We start from the raw sequence: 19893 nt of genomic DNA, 5'->3' as shown, positions 1-19893 counted from the left end.
CCCCACTCCCCCTGCCTCCTTCCAAAATGCTAAACTTTTTTGATAATGAATTAAAGCATCACCTATTTGGTCGTCGGTGTATTCGTCGCGACCCAGCACGAATTCTAAACTCGCTTCTAATTCTGCTTCTAAAGTTATGTTATATAAGCGTTGCAAATCATTACGGGCTGACTCAATTTCACGACGATGTTGAGTATGAAGAGCTAAATCAAGATCAGCATTAGATAAAAACTTTTCGGCACCAGCTTCTAAAACTTTGGCAAAGATAAATTCTGTTTCTTGCTGCACTAAAGTAATTAAATCGTATGCAGCCATTTCAAATTTAATGGTGGTTGCTGCCCAACTTTTAAAATCGGGTGCTAACCGAGAAAGCGATGTTGCTACTTCATCTTGTAGCCATAAAACTAATGGAAAAGGAAGACTCGCAGCGTAGATATCTCGTGCTTGGTTGATGTTAGTGAGTAGGTCTTCGAGGTCAATTACTGATTCTAGACCAGAAATCATCACAGCTGAGGGCAATGAATCTGTGGCAACGGTAGGATTATCTAGAAATAGTTCTGATATTATTGTGGTGTGTAAGGCAGTAGTTGAAGGCTGAATAAAAATTTCTCGTAAATTGATATCTTTGGTGAGAAAGCGCAGATGCTCCAGCATTGAAGTGCGTAATTGCTCATAATTGCACCTAACTAAAATCAGGGCAAATTGATTTGTTGAGAGTGCGATCGCCCGAATCAACCTTTGTAGAGAATGCTGATTCTCGCTTTGTTTGCTTGCCTGTGTTAATTGCCATGTCATAACTAAAAACTGGGCTATTAAATAAAGAGAAAAAATGCCACATCAAAGATTCAAACATACGCGCTACAGTATGTTTGAATTTATCAGTTCTTGTATATACAGCTAAGACTAGAGATGCATGGCTTAGAAGCGCTTATACTTTTGTCTTATTTTGCTGCTGCCAAGTCACAACTTTTTCTGTTTCTGCCAAGGCAGGACTGATGCCAAACCAGCGTCCGATCCGATCGCGATATTCAAATATCAACATACTTCGCAGTAATCTTTGGTAATCAGACTCACCTTGAACGCTTTGCTGGTGTACTACTTCAAATAACAATTCCCATTCTTCTTCGTTAATCGCTAACAGCAAATCGTCGCGGTAATCTTTAATCACCGCTTCTAAACAGTTTCTAGTAAAAGGTGGGTCTTGCCGTTGCAGGCAACTATAAAGCAGTCCTAGTAAGTTACGGATGTGACCACCACTCACTCGGCATAGACGATCTAGTGTTTCTGGATCGTCGAATAATTCGGCTATTAACGAGGGTCTGGTATTCCAAGGAACTTGAGGAAAGGCTCTGGCTAATACTAGTTGGCTCAGTAGTGACATACCTGGTTCGTAGTCAATACCATCTCTTTGCCGCACCAACACCATTGGCAAGACTTTGGGAGCAATACCTCCCCCCAGGCGGTTTTTTAATGTTTCGTACTCGTTGGAGAAAAGTAATGGTAGGGGAATTGTGTAAACTAGATGGCATTTGAGCCGACGCAGTTGTTCCCCTCGGTCGATAAAGAGATACTCTGGTTGCGATCGCCCGGATGCTAATGTACGCATATCTACTCGATCCAAGTTATCAACAATCACAACCAGTCCTTTTTGACCTCTCAGTTTTAGCTGTTCTATGCCTTTGTCTAAGACTTCTTCGTTAATTGCTTGCAAAATACTATTGGTACGCGGTTCCAGATATTGCCTCAGTTGAGTACGCATCTGAGGGCTATCTTTCGCTTTGGCGCTGATTTTCGCAATACCTAAAGAAAACTCTGCCTCTGCTGATAACTGTATGGGTGTTTGCAAAAAATCCCCAATATCTTTAAACAAGTTGGCAAAGTAACCTGGTTGCAGTTTGATGCCGATCGCTTCTAAACTCACACTGACTTGACGGGCTACACTTAGCAAAATGTCGCTAATATCTATATCCGCCATGTCCAGATCTTGACTTGACTCAAAATAAACGACATGAAATCCCGCTAACTCCAACTCGGCTTTGAGACGCTGCAATTCTGTTGATTTACCGCAGCCAATATGACCCGTAAATAACTGGCAGGTCGGCTCATCCGGAGAAATACGCACGATTGTCCGTTGCAACTCTTCAACAATCTTGCAACCACGTACATCCGAAAAATCTATATAATACTGCCGATCCAGCGCATTACTCATATTTAAGGTGTAGCTGGGGTTACAGGCTTTATAAAAAGTTGACAAATTTAGTGTGGTTTTCATGTAGATGCAATTAGCTTGTACGTTTATATACAAATAATCTCTAACTCAAATTGTGGTTGATGATTAACTCACAAGTTAGGTCTCAAGAAGAACAGTTCTGGATGCGACAGACGCACTTCAACAGCAACTATTATACTCAAGCAGAGATTTATTTGTTGTCCCTGATACATTAATTTTATCTGTTATTTTTACAGATACTGTTGCCGTTTTAACAATTTGAAGTTTCACAAATCTTCTGTAACTCGGTTAATCTGGCACATAAACCTACTTCTCGGTATAATCTTCGTTCGTCTTATATAAATAAATGCCGATTAAGTGGGACAGGTATGAATTTTAGCAAGATGCGAATAATTTACATCATGGCAATACAATTATTTTGTCCTACTGTTAAATATACTTAAGTATATATTAGATATTACATGTCTAAATAAAAATTTGCAATATTTTTTCGGAAAAATTTTCTAGAAATTTATGTACGAAATATCACTTCTTCATACAAGTTAGGCAATCTTTTTTTGGTTGATTTTTTGCTTGGTATCCAAATTCAAAATGAGGACAATGCCAATAAATAAATGCTGTTGTTTGCTTGTTCTCTTTTTTTTGCTTATAGGTATTGTGGCAACGACACATCGACACTGAAGCGGATTCTTCTGCTGAGTGGCATCCCTCGTGTAAAATGTCGCGTAAACACACAGAAAAAACGCTTTATTTTGATGGCTCCCTCGAATAGATTTACTGTCATTTTTCAGGCAATTTTAATACATACATCCAACTAATAATAGTGTAAATTGATACTTATTCCTGAAAAAACCCAACTCGCAAGTGTCCTTGTCTAACAAGTTCCTGCCAGAACCGCTATTATTCATTTGTGAAAAGTAAATTGAAATTATGGTAAATACCTATGTTGTGATCTTTGAGCGCAGGTAAGCATCTTGCCAACGCGCAACGCGTCTTTCCTTCTCCCTCATAGAGAGGCACTTTGCCAAGGGAGAAGAAATAAATACTAAATCTTCAGTACTCCACTAGCACTCTTTGACACACAAAGAAAAGCATTTATTTTTATGGATCGCTCGATGAGGGCTGCGATCGCCCGTATCTTGCCGAGGGGTTGCCCCTAGACAACCCGCAGCCTTCCTTTCACAAATGGGGAACGCACTAGAGCGATCGCACTTTATAGAGCTACATTGGGTCCTAATTCAAAACAGCCTTCCTTTCACTTCAGTTCAAATTACAAGCACCATAATCTTTATCGTTGTGTGGTTATTGTAAAGTTTTACATGCATACTGAAAAAAGTCTGGAAGATCAGGGCTTATAACAAAGCTTAAGTGCGTTTACTTAAATTAATTGACCGTACAAGCGTATCAACGTTCTTATAGTTCCATGTGTGAAAGGAGTTTGAATGGCTGGCTTGGTATCAGTTTCCCGCACGGATTTGCAAGTGAGGCGTCATAAATTACGTCGGCAACGGCAAATGAAAATTATTCAGGCTATTTGGCGAACCCTTGGCGTTACTAGTCTGTTAGGTAGTTTACTATGGGTGGCAAGTCAACCGATGTGGGTGCTTTCTACTCCCAAACAAATTCAGATCGCTTCAGGTTCACGCTCACTTTCTCCTGAAGCGATCTCTTCACTGCTGGTATTATCCTATCCACAGTCTTTATGGAGGATTGAACCCTCGGCGATCGCTGACTCTTTGACAAAACAACCAACTATTGCCAAAGCAAGCGTTAAGCGTCGTCTGTTTCCACCTGGATTAATTATTGATATTCAGGAGCGAGTACCTGTGGCGATCGCGCAAAGGCATCACCAAGCAACTCTCACTCTTGACGCAAACATTGCTTCATCAACGGGGTTGCTAGATGCAAATGGAATTTGGATGAATCAAGAAAAATACATATCACTTAACCCTACCGTCAAGTTGCCCAGTCTCATAGTTATTGGTTCCTTTGAACAATACCGTCCTTACTGGAATCAGCTTTATCAATCTGTAAGCCAAAGTTCCGTTAAAGTCATGGAAATTGATTGCCAAGATCCAACAAATATAATTCTGAAAACAGAACTAGGATATGTGCATCTCGGTGCTGTGAGTCCCCAAATTAGCGAACAAATCAAAGTACTCGCCCAAATGAGCCATTTACCTACACAACTTAATCCCAATCAGATAGAATATATCGACCTGAAAAATCCGGAATCCCCTTTAGTACAAATGAACCAAAAAATCGTCAAGTCCAACTCTCAAACTCGTTAAAAAGATTGGACGGGTGAGAACTAACAATTGCTCAGAGTCGATAAATAAGTTTTATGCCAATAAATAAATAAATATTTATTATTTTTGGTTTTCCCATAACATACACAAAAATCGGCGTTAACTTCGCTCTTACAATAGGAGAAACAATTATAAAACTTTTCTTTTGGGAGTAAAACCCCGCTTGTTGTTACCCTAACATCAGCGTCAAGAGAGAAGATGTGTGAGTGCGTATTTTTCCTCCTGCCTTGGAAGGTGTCTGGTGCAACATGTTAAACATTCTGATGATCTTGTCTGGGGTGGAAAACAGCGAGTACCGCCTTTTAAATCTTTTACTCAACGGAGTGCGTCAAACACAAGAGTTGGTGGGGTTTTTAGTTATGCGGGGCAAGGAGGAAGAATTGGTGGTATCGGTGGTTGTATTACTCGTGCCATCTTATATTCTACAGCAAATATCAAGTGGTCGCAGGTATAACTCCTAAGAGTGATAATGGTAAATTTAATCACCAATATAACTTATTAGGAGAAAAAAAAAGAGGTAATTGGGGATACAAAATAAATGTGGAGAAAAATCGGAGTAAAGATATTTAGAAGGAGTGGAAGTTATACAGGTCAAATTTAGGTAAATATAGGTATACTTCTCTAGAATTGGGTGTGCGATCGCGTAGGGCACCCTGTTACCCAGTCTTCCTTTCAGGAACGTTGCCCTGTTCTATAGAAATAGGGGATCAGTTGTCTAGAGGCAACTTATCGACAACATGGGGGCGATCGCGTGCGTTAATAGTAGATCCAAGACTAAAATTTCGCTTTTCTAATCCTGTTAGGGTTGCAATCAGTGAGAACAAGAAAGAACATAGCCATAGATTATGGCATCGTCAAATATAGTTGACTCAGTTGTGTGAATAACACCTGAAAAATTCGTTTATCTACCCTTTTCAATCCAATGACACTTGATAATAACCAAAAACTTAGTTATAAAAACTCCCAGTCACCCGGACAGCCAGGAATGTCACTAGCAGTTAACTCCACCAATCCCTTTAATCATTCCGGACTAAATTTCGGACAACATAACGATAGTAAAAGAATCCCTACTGAAGATCCCCGAATTGGCGATATTGTTCCCGGTCGAGTCGCCAACATCAAAGTAATTGGTGTGGGTGGGGGTGGTGGAAATGCCGTCAACCGCATGATCGCCTCAGATGTGAGTGGGATAGAGTTTTGGACAACAAACACCGATGCCCAAGCCTTAACACAAGCACAGGCTTCCAAACGCTTACAAATAGGACAAAAGCTGACGCGCGGTTTAGGCGCCGGTGGCAATCCAGCCATTGGTCAAAAAGCTGCTGAAGAATCGCGGGACGAAATAGCTACAGCTTTAGAAGGTGCCGATTTAGTGTTTATCACTGCGGGTATGGGTGGTGGTACAGGTACGGGTGCAGCGCCAATTGTCGCCGAAATCGCCAAAGAAATGGGCGCTCTCACAGTTGGTGTGGTAACACGTCCATTTTTGTTTGAAGGACGCCGACGCACCAGCCAAGCCGAGCAAGGTATTGAAGCTCTCAAAGGTAGGGTAGATACGCTGATTATCATCCCGAATAACAAGCTGCTAGAAGTAATTCCAGAGCAAACGCCGATGCAAGAGGCTTTTCGCTATGCAGATGATGTGCTGCGTCAAGGGGTACAAGGTATCTCTGATATCATCTTGATCCCCGGTTTGATCAACGTTGACTTTGCCGATGTGCGAGCGGTGATGGCAGATGCAGGCTCTGCGCTGATGGGGATCGGTGTTAGTTCCGGGAAGTCAAGAGCCAGAGAAGCAGCGATCGCCGCTATTTCTTCCCCCTTACTAGAATGTTCTATTGAAGGAGCTAGAGGAGTTGTTTTTAACATTACTGGTGGTAGCGACCTCACCTTACATGAAGTGAATGCTGCCGCAGAAACAATCTACGAAGTAGTTGATCCCAACGCCAATATTATTTTTGGTGCGGTGATTGATGACAGACTGCAAGGTGAAGTGAGACTTACCGTAATTGCCACGGGATTTACAGGTGAAATGCAAGGCACACCACCGCAAAACGTAGCTAATGCACGGGTAGTAACTCCACCACCAAGACGACAAGCACCTCAGCCACCAGTAAAAGAGCCAACACCAGTTGTAGATCCCAAAGAAAAACCTGGATTGGATATTCCTGAGTTTCTGCAACGACGGCGACCCAAGCCTTAAGCTGACAGCATTAGCGCTTATGCTTGTCTGGTGTTTTGATTAAAGTGATTGCCTCGTGTAGTCCCATAATTAGTTGTCCCAAAAAGGGAAATTTTTGCGCTTACTAAGTAGGTGTGTTAGCGCTTATGCTTTCGCAAAGCCATCGCTACATTCACTTTTGAGCGATCTCTTGTACTATGCTGTAGCGACAGTTTCATGGGGGAGACGCTTCTCTACCAGACGAAAAGCGCGATCGCGTTCCGAGGGTCAGGGTTGCACTTCTACTACTGCACTACGGAGCGCGCAGAGAAAACAGAGTAAGGAAAAAAATAAATTAAAAAACGCTTTCTTTTTTGGCTTTTTCCTTTTAACTTTTGCCTTGTAGAGCTTGCTCAACCCATTGAATTACCTGTTGACCAAGGTGGGTGTTGTCGAAGCGATCAATTTCGCGAATTCCGGTGGGACTGGTGACGTTGACTTCAGTCAGGTAGCCACCGATCACATCAATACCCACAAAAATTAAGCCGTCTTTACGTAGGGTTTCGGCTAATTGGGTGCAAATTTCATGTTCTCTAAGGGTAATTTCGGTTTGAGCGACTGTACCACCAGTTGCCATGTTATTACGAAAGTCACTTCCACTAGAAAGGCGATTGAGGGCACCAATCGGTTCCCCATCAAGCAGGATAATTCGTTTGTCTCCCTCTTTTGCTTGGGGTAGATAGGTTTGCACCATAACTGGAACTCGACCGAGGAGGGTACTGAGTTCAACTATCGAGTTAAAATTGCGATCGCCTGCTTGCAAAAATAAAATCCCTTCTCCAGCTTTGTTACCCAGTGGTTTGAGAACTGCTGCACCTTTTGCTTCGACAAATTCCCGAATAAATTGCTTATCGGCGCTGACAATAGTTTCTGGAATTGCTTTGGTAAACTGGAGGGCATACATTTTTTCGTTTGCCGCTCTAATACCACTGGGACTATTAATCACCAGGGTTTTGTTTTGGTCGATGTAGTCCAGAATGTAGGTAGCATAAAGATAGGGAACATTAACTGGTGGATCTGTCCGCATAAATACGGCATCCATTGTTTCCAGGTTAGTCAGGGTACGCTCAGTTAATTTGTACCAAGGATTCGCCGCTAAATAGCGTCCTTCCACCAACTGCACTGGTACGAGTTCCACCCGTTCTAACAATGCCCAAGCAATGCTGTCTACCACACTCAGCAAATTTGCTTGAGTTATCCAAATTTCATGTCCTAAGATTTGTGCTGCTTCCATCAGAGCAACGCTGGTATCATGACACGGGTCAAGAGTCTGGATGGGATCTATTATAAAAGCCAGTTTCACGCTTAATGCCTCAATCGCCAGGAAATTCCGCTGTTATCAATTTAGATTATCTCCTGACGATTTGACCGATGTACACAGCATTTTGTCGCAAGACATCGCACTCATATGAGGAACCTAGACATTATTAGTCGCAGCTAGTAACTCATCGAGCTTGCTTTGGGCTTCTATTGCGTGTAGATCATCACAACCACCTACATGGCGATCGTTAATGAAAATTTGCGGCACAGAGCGTCGTCCATTTGCCCTTTCAGCCATTTTATCGCGTCCTGCCTCGTCTCCATCAACGCTGTATTCAACAAATTCAACGCCTTTTTTCGTCAGTAAACTTTTGGCACGGATGCAAAACGGACAAGTTCTCCAAGTGTAAATTTCTACTTTAGCAGCCATAACGCCCTCAACTTAGTTTGATGCTTCTTAATTTTAGAACTTTGTCATTGGCTGTTGTAGCTGCTCTATCCCGTTTTGGGGTAATCCTTTAAAGCTGCTAAATAGCCATGAACAAATTGCGTACATTTTTAATGAAAATCTCTTCTTACCTTCCCCTTTACATCATTTTCAAGTCAGATCAGCATAAATAAACATCAGTCAGTGGTGAATAGTCTATTGACTTTGAACTTTTGAATGCGTGACTGTTGACTGTGGATTTTTAACTATTTGTTTGTGTAGACAGATAACAAAACCGATAATATTCCATTTAAAATATTAATTACCTCAGCAATAATACGTGGTTAATTTCTGTTTCTCCAAAAAAATCCAGTATTAACCGTGAGGAACGGTGTTGTGAATCAGGCATACACTGCCCTCGCATAATATTTCTACCAAACCATAAAAAAATCGGATTGGAACTATAAATACACTTCCAACCCAATTTCTCAATTGCTTGCGACTTGCTTTAGAACCAAACCTCCGTCTTGTTAAGTTTATGAAAGCAACATGTTATACATGCTGAAAAAACTACTAGGTTTGCTTATGTTCGGTTGAAACAATAGCTGAATTTAATCTTGCTTTAGAGTCTTTTTCTTAAGTGCTTTCAACGCACCCACAGCGAACAAACCTAAAGCGGCAGTTGTGCTAGGCTCCGGTATTTTTTTCGGTTGAGGTTTGGGCTGATAATAAGTATTTCCACCTGGAGCTGGAGCTGGAGCTGGAGCTGGAGCTGGCGCGGGTGCTGGTGCTGGTGCTGGTGCTGGTGCTGGAGCTGGTGCTGGTGCTGGTGCTGGTGCTGGAGCTGGTGCTGGTGCTGGCGCGGGTGCTGGTGCTGGTGCAGGCGCGGGAGCGGGAGCTGGAGCTGGCGCGGGAGCGGGAGCGGGAGCTGGTGCAGGCGCGGGAGCGGGAGCGGGAGCTGGTGCAGGCGCGGGAGCGGGAGCGGGAGCGGGAGCTGGTGCCGGCGCGGGAGCTGGTGCCGGCGCGGGAGCTGGTGCTGGAGCTGGTGCCGGCGCGGGAGCTGGAGCTGGTGCTGGTGCTGGAGCTGGTGCCGGCGCGGGAGCTGGAGCTGGTGCCGGCGCGGGAGCTGGAGCAGGAGCTGGTGCTGGTGCTGGAGCGGGAGCTGGCGTTATATTAGCTTCCGCTAGTGATGTACCGTACTGGAAGCGGATGTTGCCAATCTTGGTTACATCAAAGTCAGAGGTCAGCCCTGATAAAAGGAACGTGGCAGAACCTTGAACAAAAGTCCCCCCCTTCACAGCTGGATTTGCATCAGCAGAGTAACCGTTGATAATGCCGTAGTTGAATTGTTGTCCACCACCGCCTTGGAAAATACCTAAGCCAGCAGTACCCAAACCATACTGTTGGGATATGCCAGGGAGTCCTCCAGAATTGCTAGTATTTGGCAATTTCCATTCATTTAGAGAAAGAAGATTGACATTAGTTCCGACAATAGAGGAGCCGCTGACTACAGTTGGGGCTTTAGCTGAAACTAGCGATAAGTTATTTAGCGGAGAACCAGCATAGTCCCAGAAGACTGATGTCAGAACATCAGAAGGGTTTGAGATGCCTACTGAAGATGTGTTAGATAGGGTTACTGACAATAGACCATTGCTCAGGTAATCAAAGAGGACTGATGCTGCTAAAGGGTCATTAGATTTGTCATAAGTATTGATTCCTGTGGCTGAAAAAGTTTTAGTAGCTTTAGTTGCTGGTGCTGGTGCGGGTGCTGGTGCGGGTGCTGGTGCTGGTGCTGGTGCGGGTGCTGGTGCGGGTGCGGGTGCTGGTGCTGGTGCTGGGGTTGAATTGTTGCCATTGCCGTTGCCGTTATTAGTTTTTGCACTTGCCTGTTGCATTTGTGACCCCATAGCCAGGGAGAATGACAGCAGACCAAACGTTATATAAGCGACTACTTTTTTTGAATATGCTTGAGACATCTTGAAAAAATTCCTCTGAAATCAATCTATGGCTACAGAAATTTATTAAAGTCACGATTGCAACAATCGGCTTATGAATACAAATTGACACACAAAAATGTTGATTGTCTATGAGTTTTTAACGGCTTCATTCAATATTTAATCTCACAATAAATTAAAAAAACTTTATGATTTCAGCTAAATAAATAAGTGTTTATACAGATTTATTTAAAATACATAAATTCAGTAATTATTCTAATTTGTACTGAAAGATTAACTTTATATAAATCTAGACAAATAGTTTTGTTAATTAAGTTGGAAAGTCTGTTGACTATCAATGACAAAAGTTAGCCAAGTTATTGTGATAAGCATGAAAAAAATAAGGGAAGGCAAGTGCCTTCCCTAAAGTTAAAGATTCCGAATAGTAATATAGAGTGTTTTTACTGAATTGGTTTATCGCCGAACCCAGCCATTAATCGTAAAGCGACTATCTGCAAAAGCTTTGGATGGGCAACTCACAGGCAATACTTCATGCATATAGCGGCTGAGAAAAAATACAATGCTGTTATTGCGAGGCTCTACTGTTTTGAAAGTCTCTGCATTGACATACAAATTATTTGAAATTTTGCTGTCGTATATCAACAATTCACCACCAGAGAAAGGCTTCGGTTGTTGATAAAAGTAGTAAACGTAGGTGAGTTCTCTTGTAGCAGTATCTTGACTACCATTATCATTGTGAATTTTGTAATAATTACCATCATTATGTGAAGTCATTTGACTTTCGATTTGAGATATAGAAAATGGTGGTAATTCTAATTTGCTTATGATATCAGGAATTATCGCTTGAATTTTATTGAAAATTAGTTCAGAAAATTCGGGAAATGAATAGAGAACCATTGAGTGGCGATAATTTTCGTCGTTGGTTGAAGTACTAGTAGGTACGAATGCTGACTCTTTTTTGAAAACGTATTCAAGTAATCGCTTATATTCTTTCGGTTGAAAAAAGTTATCTATTTGGACACAATAAGAAGGTAAAATATCCGCATTTTCCGGTTTCAGTTCCTCTATTTGCTGTACCAAAATAGGGGGTTCTGTCACTACACCAACTAGGTGTTCGCTAGGGAAACACAACAGAGAACTACCTTCGCTCATGGGAATTTGAAATAAACCATGACAAGCAGATTCTTGCTTGTAGGCACGAGCTACAACAGTTGTTAAAAGATTATGCAGTACAGGTGCATCTGATTTTAAATAAACGGTGTACTCGTGTCCTCCAGATAAAAGAAGTTTAACTTTGACATTTTGGGATTCAAGCTGCTGCAAAGCTGATTGCATAAAAAATGCCTGCTTTTAAATGTTGATAGCTGGGACTGTTGTTAACAGTAAGGCTGAAAGGCTAATATCAAGCCTCAATGTCAAAATGTTTATTAAGTAGATGAGCATAAAAAAACGCTCTGTCAGGTAGTAAGGGATAGAGCCGCTTAAATGTTATGAGCGGTAAACCGCTCACTACGAATTAAAACAGTATTTTATGTTTAGTTTCGCCCAGTTACTTAATCTACCCAGTAATCATTGGTTCTAGCATGAAGAGTGGAAGTTTGTCATGACTAATTTCCACATAAAGTTCTCAAGTTTAGTAGAGTAAAAATGTTTTTCGTTATAAATAGCAAAATTCCGTAGTTTTATTGACTACGGAATTTTTTAATTTAAAGTTAATAAGTCCTGTTTCAGTATTTACCGAGAAGAAGTGGCGTATTCAATTAGTAGAGCAAGACGCTGACGGAGAGTTTCTAATCCTAGGCGATCGCTTGCGGAAATAAACACCGCTAGGGGAAACTCTTCCTGAGCTAAAGCTAAAATTTCACTATCCACTTGGTCTATCTTGTTAAAAGCAACGATCGCCGGTCCTGGAGTCACTGGCATTGCTGCTAAAATGTCTCTGACGGCGCGAATATGACTCAACCAAGCTGGATGTGACAAATCTACTAAATGCAGTAACGCATCAGCTTCTGTAACTTCCTCTAAAGTGGCACGAAAGGCATCCATTAATGATGCAGGCAATTCCTGGATAAATCCGACTGTATCTGTCAGCAGAATTTCCTGAGTTTCACCTGTATCAGCATGGGGAATCACTAACCGACGTGTAGTCGGGTCAAGTGTGGCAAACAGCTGGTCAGCCGTGTAAATTTCCGCATTGGTTAGGGCATTGAGCAAGGTAGACTTGCCAGCGTTGGTATAACCAACCAAAGCCACTGAAGGAACTTCAAGATGTTGTCGCTTTTGCCGCAGTCGGGAACGATGTGCTTGCAGTTGGTTGACTTCTTGTTGTAGTCGAGAAATGCGCCTTCCAATACCACGGCGTTCGGTTTCTAGTTTGGTTTCACCAGGACCGCGAGTACCAATACCACCACCCAACCGAGACATTGCCTGACCTCTACCTGTAAGTCGCGGCAGCATATATTCTAACTGCGCTAGTTCTACTTGCAATTTACCTGCACGAGACTGAGCGCGTTGGGCAAAGATATCTAAAATAACTTCGGTGCGGTCAACTACCCGGACACCAATTTGTAATTCTAAGTTACGGACTTGGGCGGGTGAGAGGTCGCGGTCAAAAACGACAAGATTTGCGCCGATGGTTTGAGCGGTGAGGGCAATTTCTTGCACTTTACCTTCGCCGACTACTGTTTGCGGATGAATGCGCGATCGCTTTTGTTGGACTGTCTGCAATACGTCTCCCCCAGCGGTATCGACCAATCGCGCCAATTCCACTAATGTATCTTGGAATTGTTGGGGTGTGGTATTAACAGTAAATACACCGACAATCAAAACGCTATCGCGATCGGCATCTACTACAGCAGCAACAAATTCCCGCCGAAAGTCTGTTTCTAGTGCTTCCACCAAGTCCAGAAAATCCTGGTCTGTCAGCACGTCTAAGCTGAGAGGCGGTGATATATTCCAACTTGGAGATGGGATATTGCTCGATGCTGTAAGCGTTGCCGGACTTGCGATCGCTACGCGGGATTCTTGAGCCGTCAGGTGCGCTAAATAAGCTTCTTTGACGTACCCAGTAGCGCCACCACCCCGCTTTGTAAATCCAGTTCCGGTTATATTTAGCACAACTAGGGCATCTAGGCGTTGCAGTGCCATCGATGTCAGCGACGCTTCATTGGGCGGTTCTGACTTCAGATGAGTGGAGATACAACGAATACCGCTGAGTCGTTCTGCACCATAACGGGGCAATTCCAGCAGTGGAATTTGCGTTTGACGCGGTGAACCTACCCCCACGCGGATGACTTGTCCGCGACGATTGAGGTAGGCACACAGGGGTTGATTGATTTCTGTACTAATTGCAGCCAGTCGCTGGGAAAATTCAGGCGTAGTTAGGCGATCGCCTGGTATGCGCTGGTGATACAGCCTAGCTAATTGTTTCAGCTGGCTGGATTTTAGTCCTTGGAGATTACCAAAGATAGTCTCTATAGGCGTTTATGACCAGTAATATGGTCCCCCGAATCCTTCTATGTCTATTTTACAACAGGGTTTAGGCTCCTATCTCTCTCCTTTGAGGGATGCGTTAGGAATTAGTTCACAGTGGGTATTTATTTGAGGGCGTTGCTGATTTGAAATATGAATTTTAAATTTTGACGTATGATTCTAACATTAAAACCCGCCTTTGTAGAGACGTTCCGGCGGAACGTCTCTAGCAATAATTAGTTCCGCCGGAACGTCTCTAGCAATAATTAGAAATTTCATATTAATATTCAGCAACGCCTATTTGAGGCTATTTTGCTGGTGCTTGTCTGCATCCATCCAGCAATGGTAATAACACACACCACCTCAAAATAAAATTTAAGGATCTATTTCACCAGTTTGTTGAAGTGCAAAATTGATAATAGTTTCACTTAGCCTAATTCCACGAGCAATCATTCTGTCAATTGCTTGTTTAATATCAATAGGGTATCCTTCTCGGTGTGCGCGCAACAAAATACCGATAGTACCTGTAACAGAAAGACCGCTTAACCTGGCAACTCGTCTACCAGATGCTTCATCAATGCAAACAGTCTGTATATTTTCGTTGAGCGCAAGTTGGATAACAGAAGCTTCTCCTAAATCTAAAGAATTAAGTAAGAATGGATAAATATTAGTTAAGGGTATTTGCGATTTTTGTAGCCAATCGGCATCCTCAAATTCACTTACTGCAAATCCGCTTGCACCTCCAGCAAGTATTTATTGACAAACTTCAAAAGGAACCAAAACCTGAGTATACAAAGATTGAAGAATTCTTAAATCTCCTATTGCCGCTATTATAGAAATAAGTGGTGCTGTGTTGATAACAATTATATTAGTTTCAAGCATTCTCTAAATCAGATATCAGTTCTTCTTCGGTTAAATCAATCATAGCTACAGCATAATGGTGTAAATTAATTAAAAAAGTTACCCTATCTATACCTGCTAATTGTGCAGCTAAACCAGAAGAAATGCGTTTCATTTCAAATAGTTTAACTGCCATTGCCATTTTTGCTTCTTGTTCAAACTGTTCTCGCGTTTGCTGTAAGGCATCTGGTAAAGTTTCTGGATAGTCAATTTTAAGTTGTGACATAATTTTTATCAGGATAATCGGTTGTAATTTTCAATTGTCATAAAGTCTTTCGTCTTCTGGTACGTAGCCATTCAAAAAAGCGTCATGGCTGCGAGTGCTTTCGGTTTCTTCTACATTAATTATCGCCGCGTTCTGTGTAGACAACAAATAAAAGCCTTTGAGCTTGAGAATATCCAATAGCTAAAAAGCGATATTCATTGTTTATAACATCTCATGTAACTTTGTTTATCTTATTAAAATTAGGAAATTATTTAACACTCACTCTTGGCTTCTTAAAGTTTGGGCTGCAAGATAGATTTTACTCCATTCGCCCATTACCTGATGAGTTTTGAGTTTTAACGAAAGAGCGATTTCTTCGATGGATTTGCCTGCTTTTCTAAGAGACAATACCTGCCGCTCGATAGAAGTCAATTTTGACTGTAATTGCTGCCATTGCTGCGGTGTTAATCCCAAGTTGTGTTCATTTAGGGAAATTTCTAGCCAGTTATCTACTAGTTCAGGTTTGCCTTTGACGGCAAAGACTCGCACAGCGTAGTAGCTAATTTTCTCTCGCAGTCGGTAAACTTCCTTAATGGGCTTATTCAGTTTTTTGGCGATTTCGTCTTGGGACTTGCCTTGCATATACAGTCGCAGCCATTCCACAGCCTGTTGTCCAATATTTTCTTGTAAATAATTTTCAAATTCCTGTTTTACCACTTTCCTCAGTACTTGCTGTTCTTCTAGTTGTTGTGCTTCTTGATATTGTGCGATCGCTTGACTATCCAGCAACTCAACCCGATTTTCAATATTCTCTGTGACAATCTCTTCGTTTTGTGTAAGAATTTCTTGGGAATCTAGTTTAATTAAATCGCTACCGGGCACTTGGGTTAAGCCACCACGTTGGGTGCGTCGCAAATAATTTACAAAACGGTAAACTAGTAACGGTTGATTGCGTACTGGTCGCAAGCAATATTCTTCCATGCTGGCAAACAGCAAAGAATTTTGTAGTCTGGCATCGGTTGTAAACTCTGCGATGGAAGCCATTTGCTGCTGCATGTAGTTATCGCTTTGCAGTAATTCTTGGAGTACTTCTTGCAATACATCCACCACACTGCGTTGGCGATCGCGACTCAAAGAAATCCAAGTTTGGATTTTATTACGTAATGTTACTAAACTCCCTAGCCGAGTGATTAAATTGCGATAAGCGCGTTCTCTCGTCATTCCTAGGTAGCGTTGACGTAAAATACGATAGCGATATTCCATCGCTCGCTTGGCTATATCGAGTTCTTTAGAGTTGAGCTTCTCAAAGCGTCCTAAGTCCTTTCCCAAAAGCCAGTTAATGATACTTTCCCTATTTATCTCACTCTGTTCTGGACACTCGAAAAACAGTTGAGAACGCCAATAGTGTGCCAGTTTTGCTGCTAATGAAGGGATGGGCAGGTTGTACTCTTCGTAGCTGACTACATCAGACAATAGACTTTCTACTTTGAACAAGAAATTTTCGATAGCCAATTTATCTAATGCGTTGACTGGGAGATGCGAGGCTTCAACGTAGTCAGGTTTTAACTCAATGGTTTTGTTGTAGCTAGCCATCGCCTCTTCTAAAAAGTTTAATCCATATAGCGCCTTGCCACGAGCATACCAAGCTTTGTGGTCATCAGGTTTAATTTTTAACGCTTTGTCTAAGCTTGCGATCGCTTGCTGGAAGCGTCTTAACTTATATAGTGCAATACCTTTGTTGTACCAAGCTTCGTGAAATTCTGGTTGAATGTAAACAGCTTGATCAAAAGCTGCGATCGCGTCTTCATATCGTTGGAGGTGATCGCATAGTACAGCACCTCGGTTGTTCCAAGCTAAGTAAAAATCAGGTTTGATTTTCACAGCTTCGTCAAAAGAGGCGATCGCTTCCTCATAGCGTTCTAAATTCTGCAATGCAATACCCCTGTTGTACCGAGCTTGGTAATAATCAGGTATTATTTTCACAGCTTCGTTATAGGACACTATTGCTCCTTCATATTCGTTAGCAGCAACTAATAAATTTCCCAGTTTAAATAGTAAACTTGCCCTCCGAATTTCTGTAGGATGTTTTTCTATAAGAAGTTCTTGAATTTCCAATATTTTCTCTATCTTTTCTTCCGGGCTTAGTTTCAAATATTCCTCATAGTCTGCTTCATCTAGTAGGCGAGATGTTTCATTATCTACCACTTCTGGTGTTGTTGGTAATTCAAATACACCAGAACGCCAATCAAAAAAATCTGGAGCGCGGTGAATTAAATAATTAATCGAAAATGACCACAATAGAAAAACAAAGCCAAATTTAAAATCATCCCTAAAGCGTTCTCGGTGTTGATTTAGGTGATTTAAAATTGGCGGAACACTACTTAAATTGCTAAATTGTCCTTCTGTTATTTCGTCAAAATTTCTTTTTTCATACTTATATAAAGAATATTCCAGTCCTTTAATCAATAAAATATCAACTTGCTTACCTTTAACAAACTCAGCTACTCGCTGATATAAATTATCAATCGGCTCGACCAAGCGCAAAACTTCAATCTTCTTCTGCGGAATATCCTGCGGAAGTTTGGCAATTAAACTGTCTGATTCGGCAGGTGTACATTGCACAAAAAACAAGCCAAATCCTGCTTTCCGCTTCAGTGCGCGAACTAAGTCTTGATAAACTTCTTTTGGCTCAGGGGGTAAATCTTCATCCCAATCACTTAAATTTTGGTTCATCGAAGTTTTGCTATTTTCAATTAGCAGCATATCTCGCCAGGAAATTAATTTACTGGCTCATAGCTAAAGTCGGTTTAAACCAACATCTTGCAGCATTCTCAATTAGCGTTCATACCCGCCCGTAAATCAATTTACGGGCTGATAGCATAAGTCCATTGAAATGGACTCAAACCCTTGTTCAGTCGTCTTTAGACGACTTTACCTATTAGCCTCAGAATTCATTCTGAGGCGGTTGTAGAGAATGGTGCAAGATATCGGTTTAAACTAACATCTTGCAGCATTCTCGATTAGCGTTCATACCCGCCCTTAAATCAATTTACGGGCTAATAGCATAAGTCCATTGAAATGGACTAAAATTTTAACCTCACAATCTTTAGTCCTCTTAAGAGGACTTTCGCTATGAGCTTTCGTATTTTAATCCTTGGCGATTATTGATATTATTCCGATATATACATTTCATAAAAGTTTCGCCACAGCTTCTTTAAATTCTGGAATTCCTTGAATCAACGGATGAATATCATACCAGCGCTGCATCTCTCCCTCATCATCCATGTAGCGGTACTCTAAAAGGCAGCGGTTATACATTAAGCTCCGATACTGGTTATCATTGATGATGCGCTTAGAAACAGAGACTTCTGCTAACAGACACCATTGATGATTTTCCACTGCGCGGCGATAATCATCTCTAGCTTGAGTAACTGCTCGTCGCACCGCTTTTTCAGAAATTGGTAACTCTTCACTGCGTCCAATCGCATCATGTGTTAATAATAGCAAATTTCTTACATGACCTCCACTCATTAAACAGAGTCTTTCTAAGGTTTGGGGGCTGTCAAAGATTTCCTTTTCTAGTGATAGTTGCGGTGCAATTTGTCGGACTCGCTTGCTAATTACTTCTTTAACTTTCTTGAGTCCTTCTTTGTAAATTTTTCCCTGATGAGTCTTGACCATAATCATCGGTAAAATCAGACATTGACCGTAAATATCCCTGATGTCTGTTGCACGTTTAGAATACAACATAGAAATCGGGACAGTGTAAATTAAATGGCAATCCAAAGCTTTAAGTTGTTCGCTGCGGTCTAAAAAAACTTCTTCATGGTTGGTGTTATCTCCATCTTTAACTAATACCATCCGGTCTAAGTTATCTACAATTATTGCTAATTGAGTGCAGCCGTTGGGTAAGTGCTTTTTCGCATCCGCTAAAAACTCATTCAACACCTTAATTAAAGTGACAGTGCGGGGATTAATTTTTTTGCGAATTTGTTGACGTAATTCGGGAACTGCTCTTAAATTTGCTGTCAGCTTGGCAAACTGCGAAAGTTGCGCTTCTACTTCCATGCTCTCAAACTCTATCGGAGTCTGCGCCAAATCTTTCAACTCTACCCAGCAGTCTTTCAGCCAGTTCAGTACCGGATGAGGATTAGCGATTTTCTGTAAATCTTTGAGCAAATGACGGGTACAGGCGAGGAGAATATCTGTATACTGGGCATCTTCGGAGTCTATGTCCTCCTCATCTGCGGCAAAATAAACTACATAAAATTCCCGATTCTCTAAATATTGCTTTAACCTCAGCAGTTCTGTAGATTTCCCCCCACCCCGATGTCCAGAATACAATTGGCAAGTGTTATTATTTGCCAGTCGCATCCGATTTCCCAACTCATTCAAAATATCCGCATCTCCCCGCACTTCCTGACAATCTACATACTTCGGATCACCTGCGGGTAAGGGTTCAAAGGGGTTAAAGGCGTTGTAAAGGTTTGTGAGTAAATCTGTATGATTAACCATCAGTAACAAATATTGCACTGATACATATGCTAGCGAAGATTATAAAGAATTCAGGATTACAGAGGCAAATGGGATTGGAAGCGATCGCCTCCACCATCAATTGAACCTGGCTAGAATGATGGAAATAAAACTCACCTATAAGGTGGTATTGTGCCAAAAATCACTCTCTAAATACCAGAAGAACTTTCGCAACAACTGGCTAGTGTAGGCGATCGCCTTCCCGAATTACTTGCCCTCAGTCTCCAACAACCACCATTACCAGCCCACATCTATCGCTACATTCTCAATTTTATTGCTAGTAACCCCACACCTGAAGAAATTGCCGCTTTCATCCCTACACCTGAAATGCAACAACGCTTGCGTACTCTTGTAGAACGTAGTTTATTAAATAAAATTACTG

13 protein-coding genes and 3 pseudogenes are annotated in these 19893 nt (G+C 41.7%); 5 read left to right on the top strand and 11 right to left on the bottom strand.

Annotated features, from left to right (window positions below):
• Positions 1–795, bottom strand: a pseudogene (locus tag OGM63_RS02250) (eIF2A-related protein); the annotation flags it as partial.
• 133 nt (positions 796–928) lie between these two features.
• Complete coding sequence (locus OGM63_RS02245; RefSeq protein WP_318528389.1) at positions 929–2272, bottom strand: P-loop NTPase fold protein; 1344 nt, start codon at positions 2270–2272, stop codon at positions 929–931.
• A 1400-nt stretch (positions 2273–3672) separates the two neighbouring features.
• On the opposite strand from OGM63_RS02245, the gene OGM63_RS02240 reads away from it, so the two are divergent.
• From OGM63_RS02240 to ftsZ, 3 genes are all read left to right on the top strand, one after another.
• A complete protein-coding gene (locus OGM63_RS02240; RefSeq protein ID WP_263743869.1) occupies positions 3673–4521 on the top strand; it encodes a cell division protein FtsQ/DivIB in 849 nt (282 codons plus the stop codon).
• 224 nt (positions 4522–4745) lie between these two features.
• Positions 4746–5000 carry a hypothetical protein gene (locus OGM63_RS02235; protein ID WP_263743868.1) on the top strand — a complete coding sequence of 85 codons (255 nt, stop codon included), beginning with the start codon at positions 4746–4748 and terminating at the stop codon, positions 4998–5000.
• A 461-nt stretch (positions 5001–5461) separates the two neighbouring features.
• Positions 5462–6742, top strand: coding sequence for a cell division protein FtsZ (gene ftsZ / locus OGM63_RS02230; RefSeq protein ID WP_263743867.1), 1281 nt, complete (start codon positions 5462–5464; stop codon positions 6740–6742).
• A 346-nt stretch (positions 6743–7088) separates the two neighbouring features.
• On the opposite strand, the gene gshB is transcribed toward ftsZ, so the two are convergent.
• Together gshB and grxC are read right to left on the bottom strand one after the other, a co-directional pair.
• Positions 7089–8063, bottom strand: coding sequence for a glutathione synthase (gene gshB / locus OGM63_RS02225; protein WP_263743866.1), 975 nt, complete (start codon positions 8061–8063; stop codon positions 7089–7091).
• Positions 8064–8177: 114 nt separating this feature from the next.
• A complete protein-coding gene (gene grxC / locus OGM63_RS02220; protein ID WP_263743865.1) occupies positions 8178–8450 on the bottom strand; it encodes a glutaredoxin 3 in 273 nt (90 codons plus the stop codon).
• Positions 8451–9228: 778 nt separating this feature from the next.
• Between grxC and OGM63_RS02215 the strand changes: the two genes are divergently transcribed.
• Positions 9229–9624 carry a hypothetical protein gene (locus tag OGM63_RS02215; RefSeq protein ID WP_263743864.1) on the top strand — a complete coding sequence of 132 codons (396 nt, stop codon included), beginning with the start codon at positions 9229–9231 and terminating at the stop codon, positions 9622–9624.
• Positions 9625–9685: 61 nt separating this feature from the next.
• On the opposite strand, the pseudogene OGM63_RS29695 reads toward OGM63_RS02215, so the two are convergent.
• Positions 9686–10162: pseudogene (locus OGM63_RS29695) on the bottom strand (XDD4 family exosortase-dependent surface protein); the annotation flags it as partial.
• A 4-nt stretch (positions 10163–10166) separates the two neighbouring features.
• Between OGM63_RS29695 and OGM63_RS02205 the strand changes: the two are divergent.
• On the top strand, positions 10167–10391 hold the full coding sequence (locus OGM63_RS02205) for a hypothetical protein (protein WP_263743862.1): 225 nt from the start codon (positions 10167–10169) through the stop codon (positions 10389–10391).
• A 464-nt stretch (positions 10392–10855) separates the two neighbouring features.
• On the opposite strand, the gene OGM63_RS02200 is transcribed toward OGM63_RS02205, so the two are convergent.
• From OGM63_RS02200 to OGM63_RS02175, 6 genes and pseudogenes are all read right to left on the bottom strand, one after another.
• Positions 10856–11737, bottom strand: coding sequence for a 2OG-Fe(II) oxygenase (locus OGM63_RS02200; RefSeq protein ID WP_263743861.1), 882 nt, complete (start codon positions 11735–11737; stop codon positions 10856–10858).
• A gap of 399 nt (positions 11738–12136) precedes the next feature.
• Positions 12137–13879 carry a GTPase HflX gene (gene hflX, locus OGM63_RS02195; RefSeq protein WP_263743872.1) on the bottom strand — a complete coding sequence of 581 codons (1743 nt, stop codon included), beginning with the start codon at positions 13877–13879 and terminating at the stop codon, positions 12137–12139.
• Positions 13880–14248: 369 nt separating this feature from the next.
• A pseudogene (locus tag OGM63_RS30085) lies at positions 14249–14755 on the bottom strand (PIN domain-containing protein).
• Positions 14748–14999: a UPF0175 family protein gene (locus OGM63_RS02190; RefSeq protein WP_263743860.1), complete on the bottom strand. Its 252-nt coding sequence runs from the start codon at positions 14997–14999 to the stop codon at positions 14748–14750. The pseudogene OGM63_RS30085 and the gene OGM63_RS02190 overlap by 8 nt, the downstream one beginning before the upstream one ends.
• Before the next feature lie 258 nt (positions 15000–15257).
• Positions 15258–17741 (bottom strand): HetZ-related protein 2, encoded by a 2484-nt coding sequence (locus tag OGM63_RS29500; RefSeq protein WP_318528388.1) that lies wholly within the window; start codon positions 17739–17741, stop codon positions 15258–15260.
• 426 nt (positions 17742–18167) lie between these two features.
• A complete protein-coding gene (locus OGM63_RS02175) occupies positions 18168–19493 on the bottom strand; it encodes an AAA family ATPase (protein WP_263743859.1) in 1326 nt (441 codons plus the stop codon).
• Positions 19494–19893: the final 400 nt, after the last annotated feature.

The sequence above is a fragment of the Plectonema radiosum NIES-515 genome (assembly GCF_025753815.1).
GTDB classification, from domain to species: Bacteria; Cyanobacteriota; Cyanobacteriia; order Cyanobacteriales; family Nostocaceae; genus Hassallia; species Hassallia radiosum_A.
This window is presented reverse-complemented; position numbering and strand designations above follow the sequence as displayed.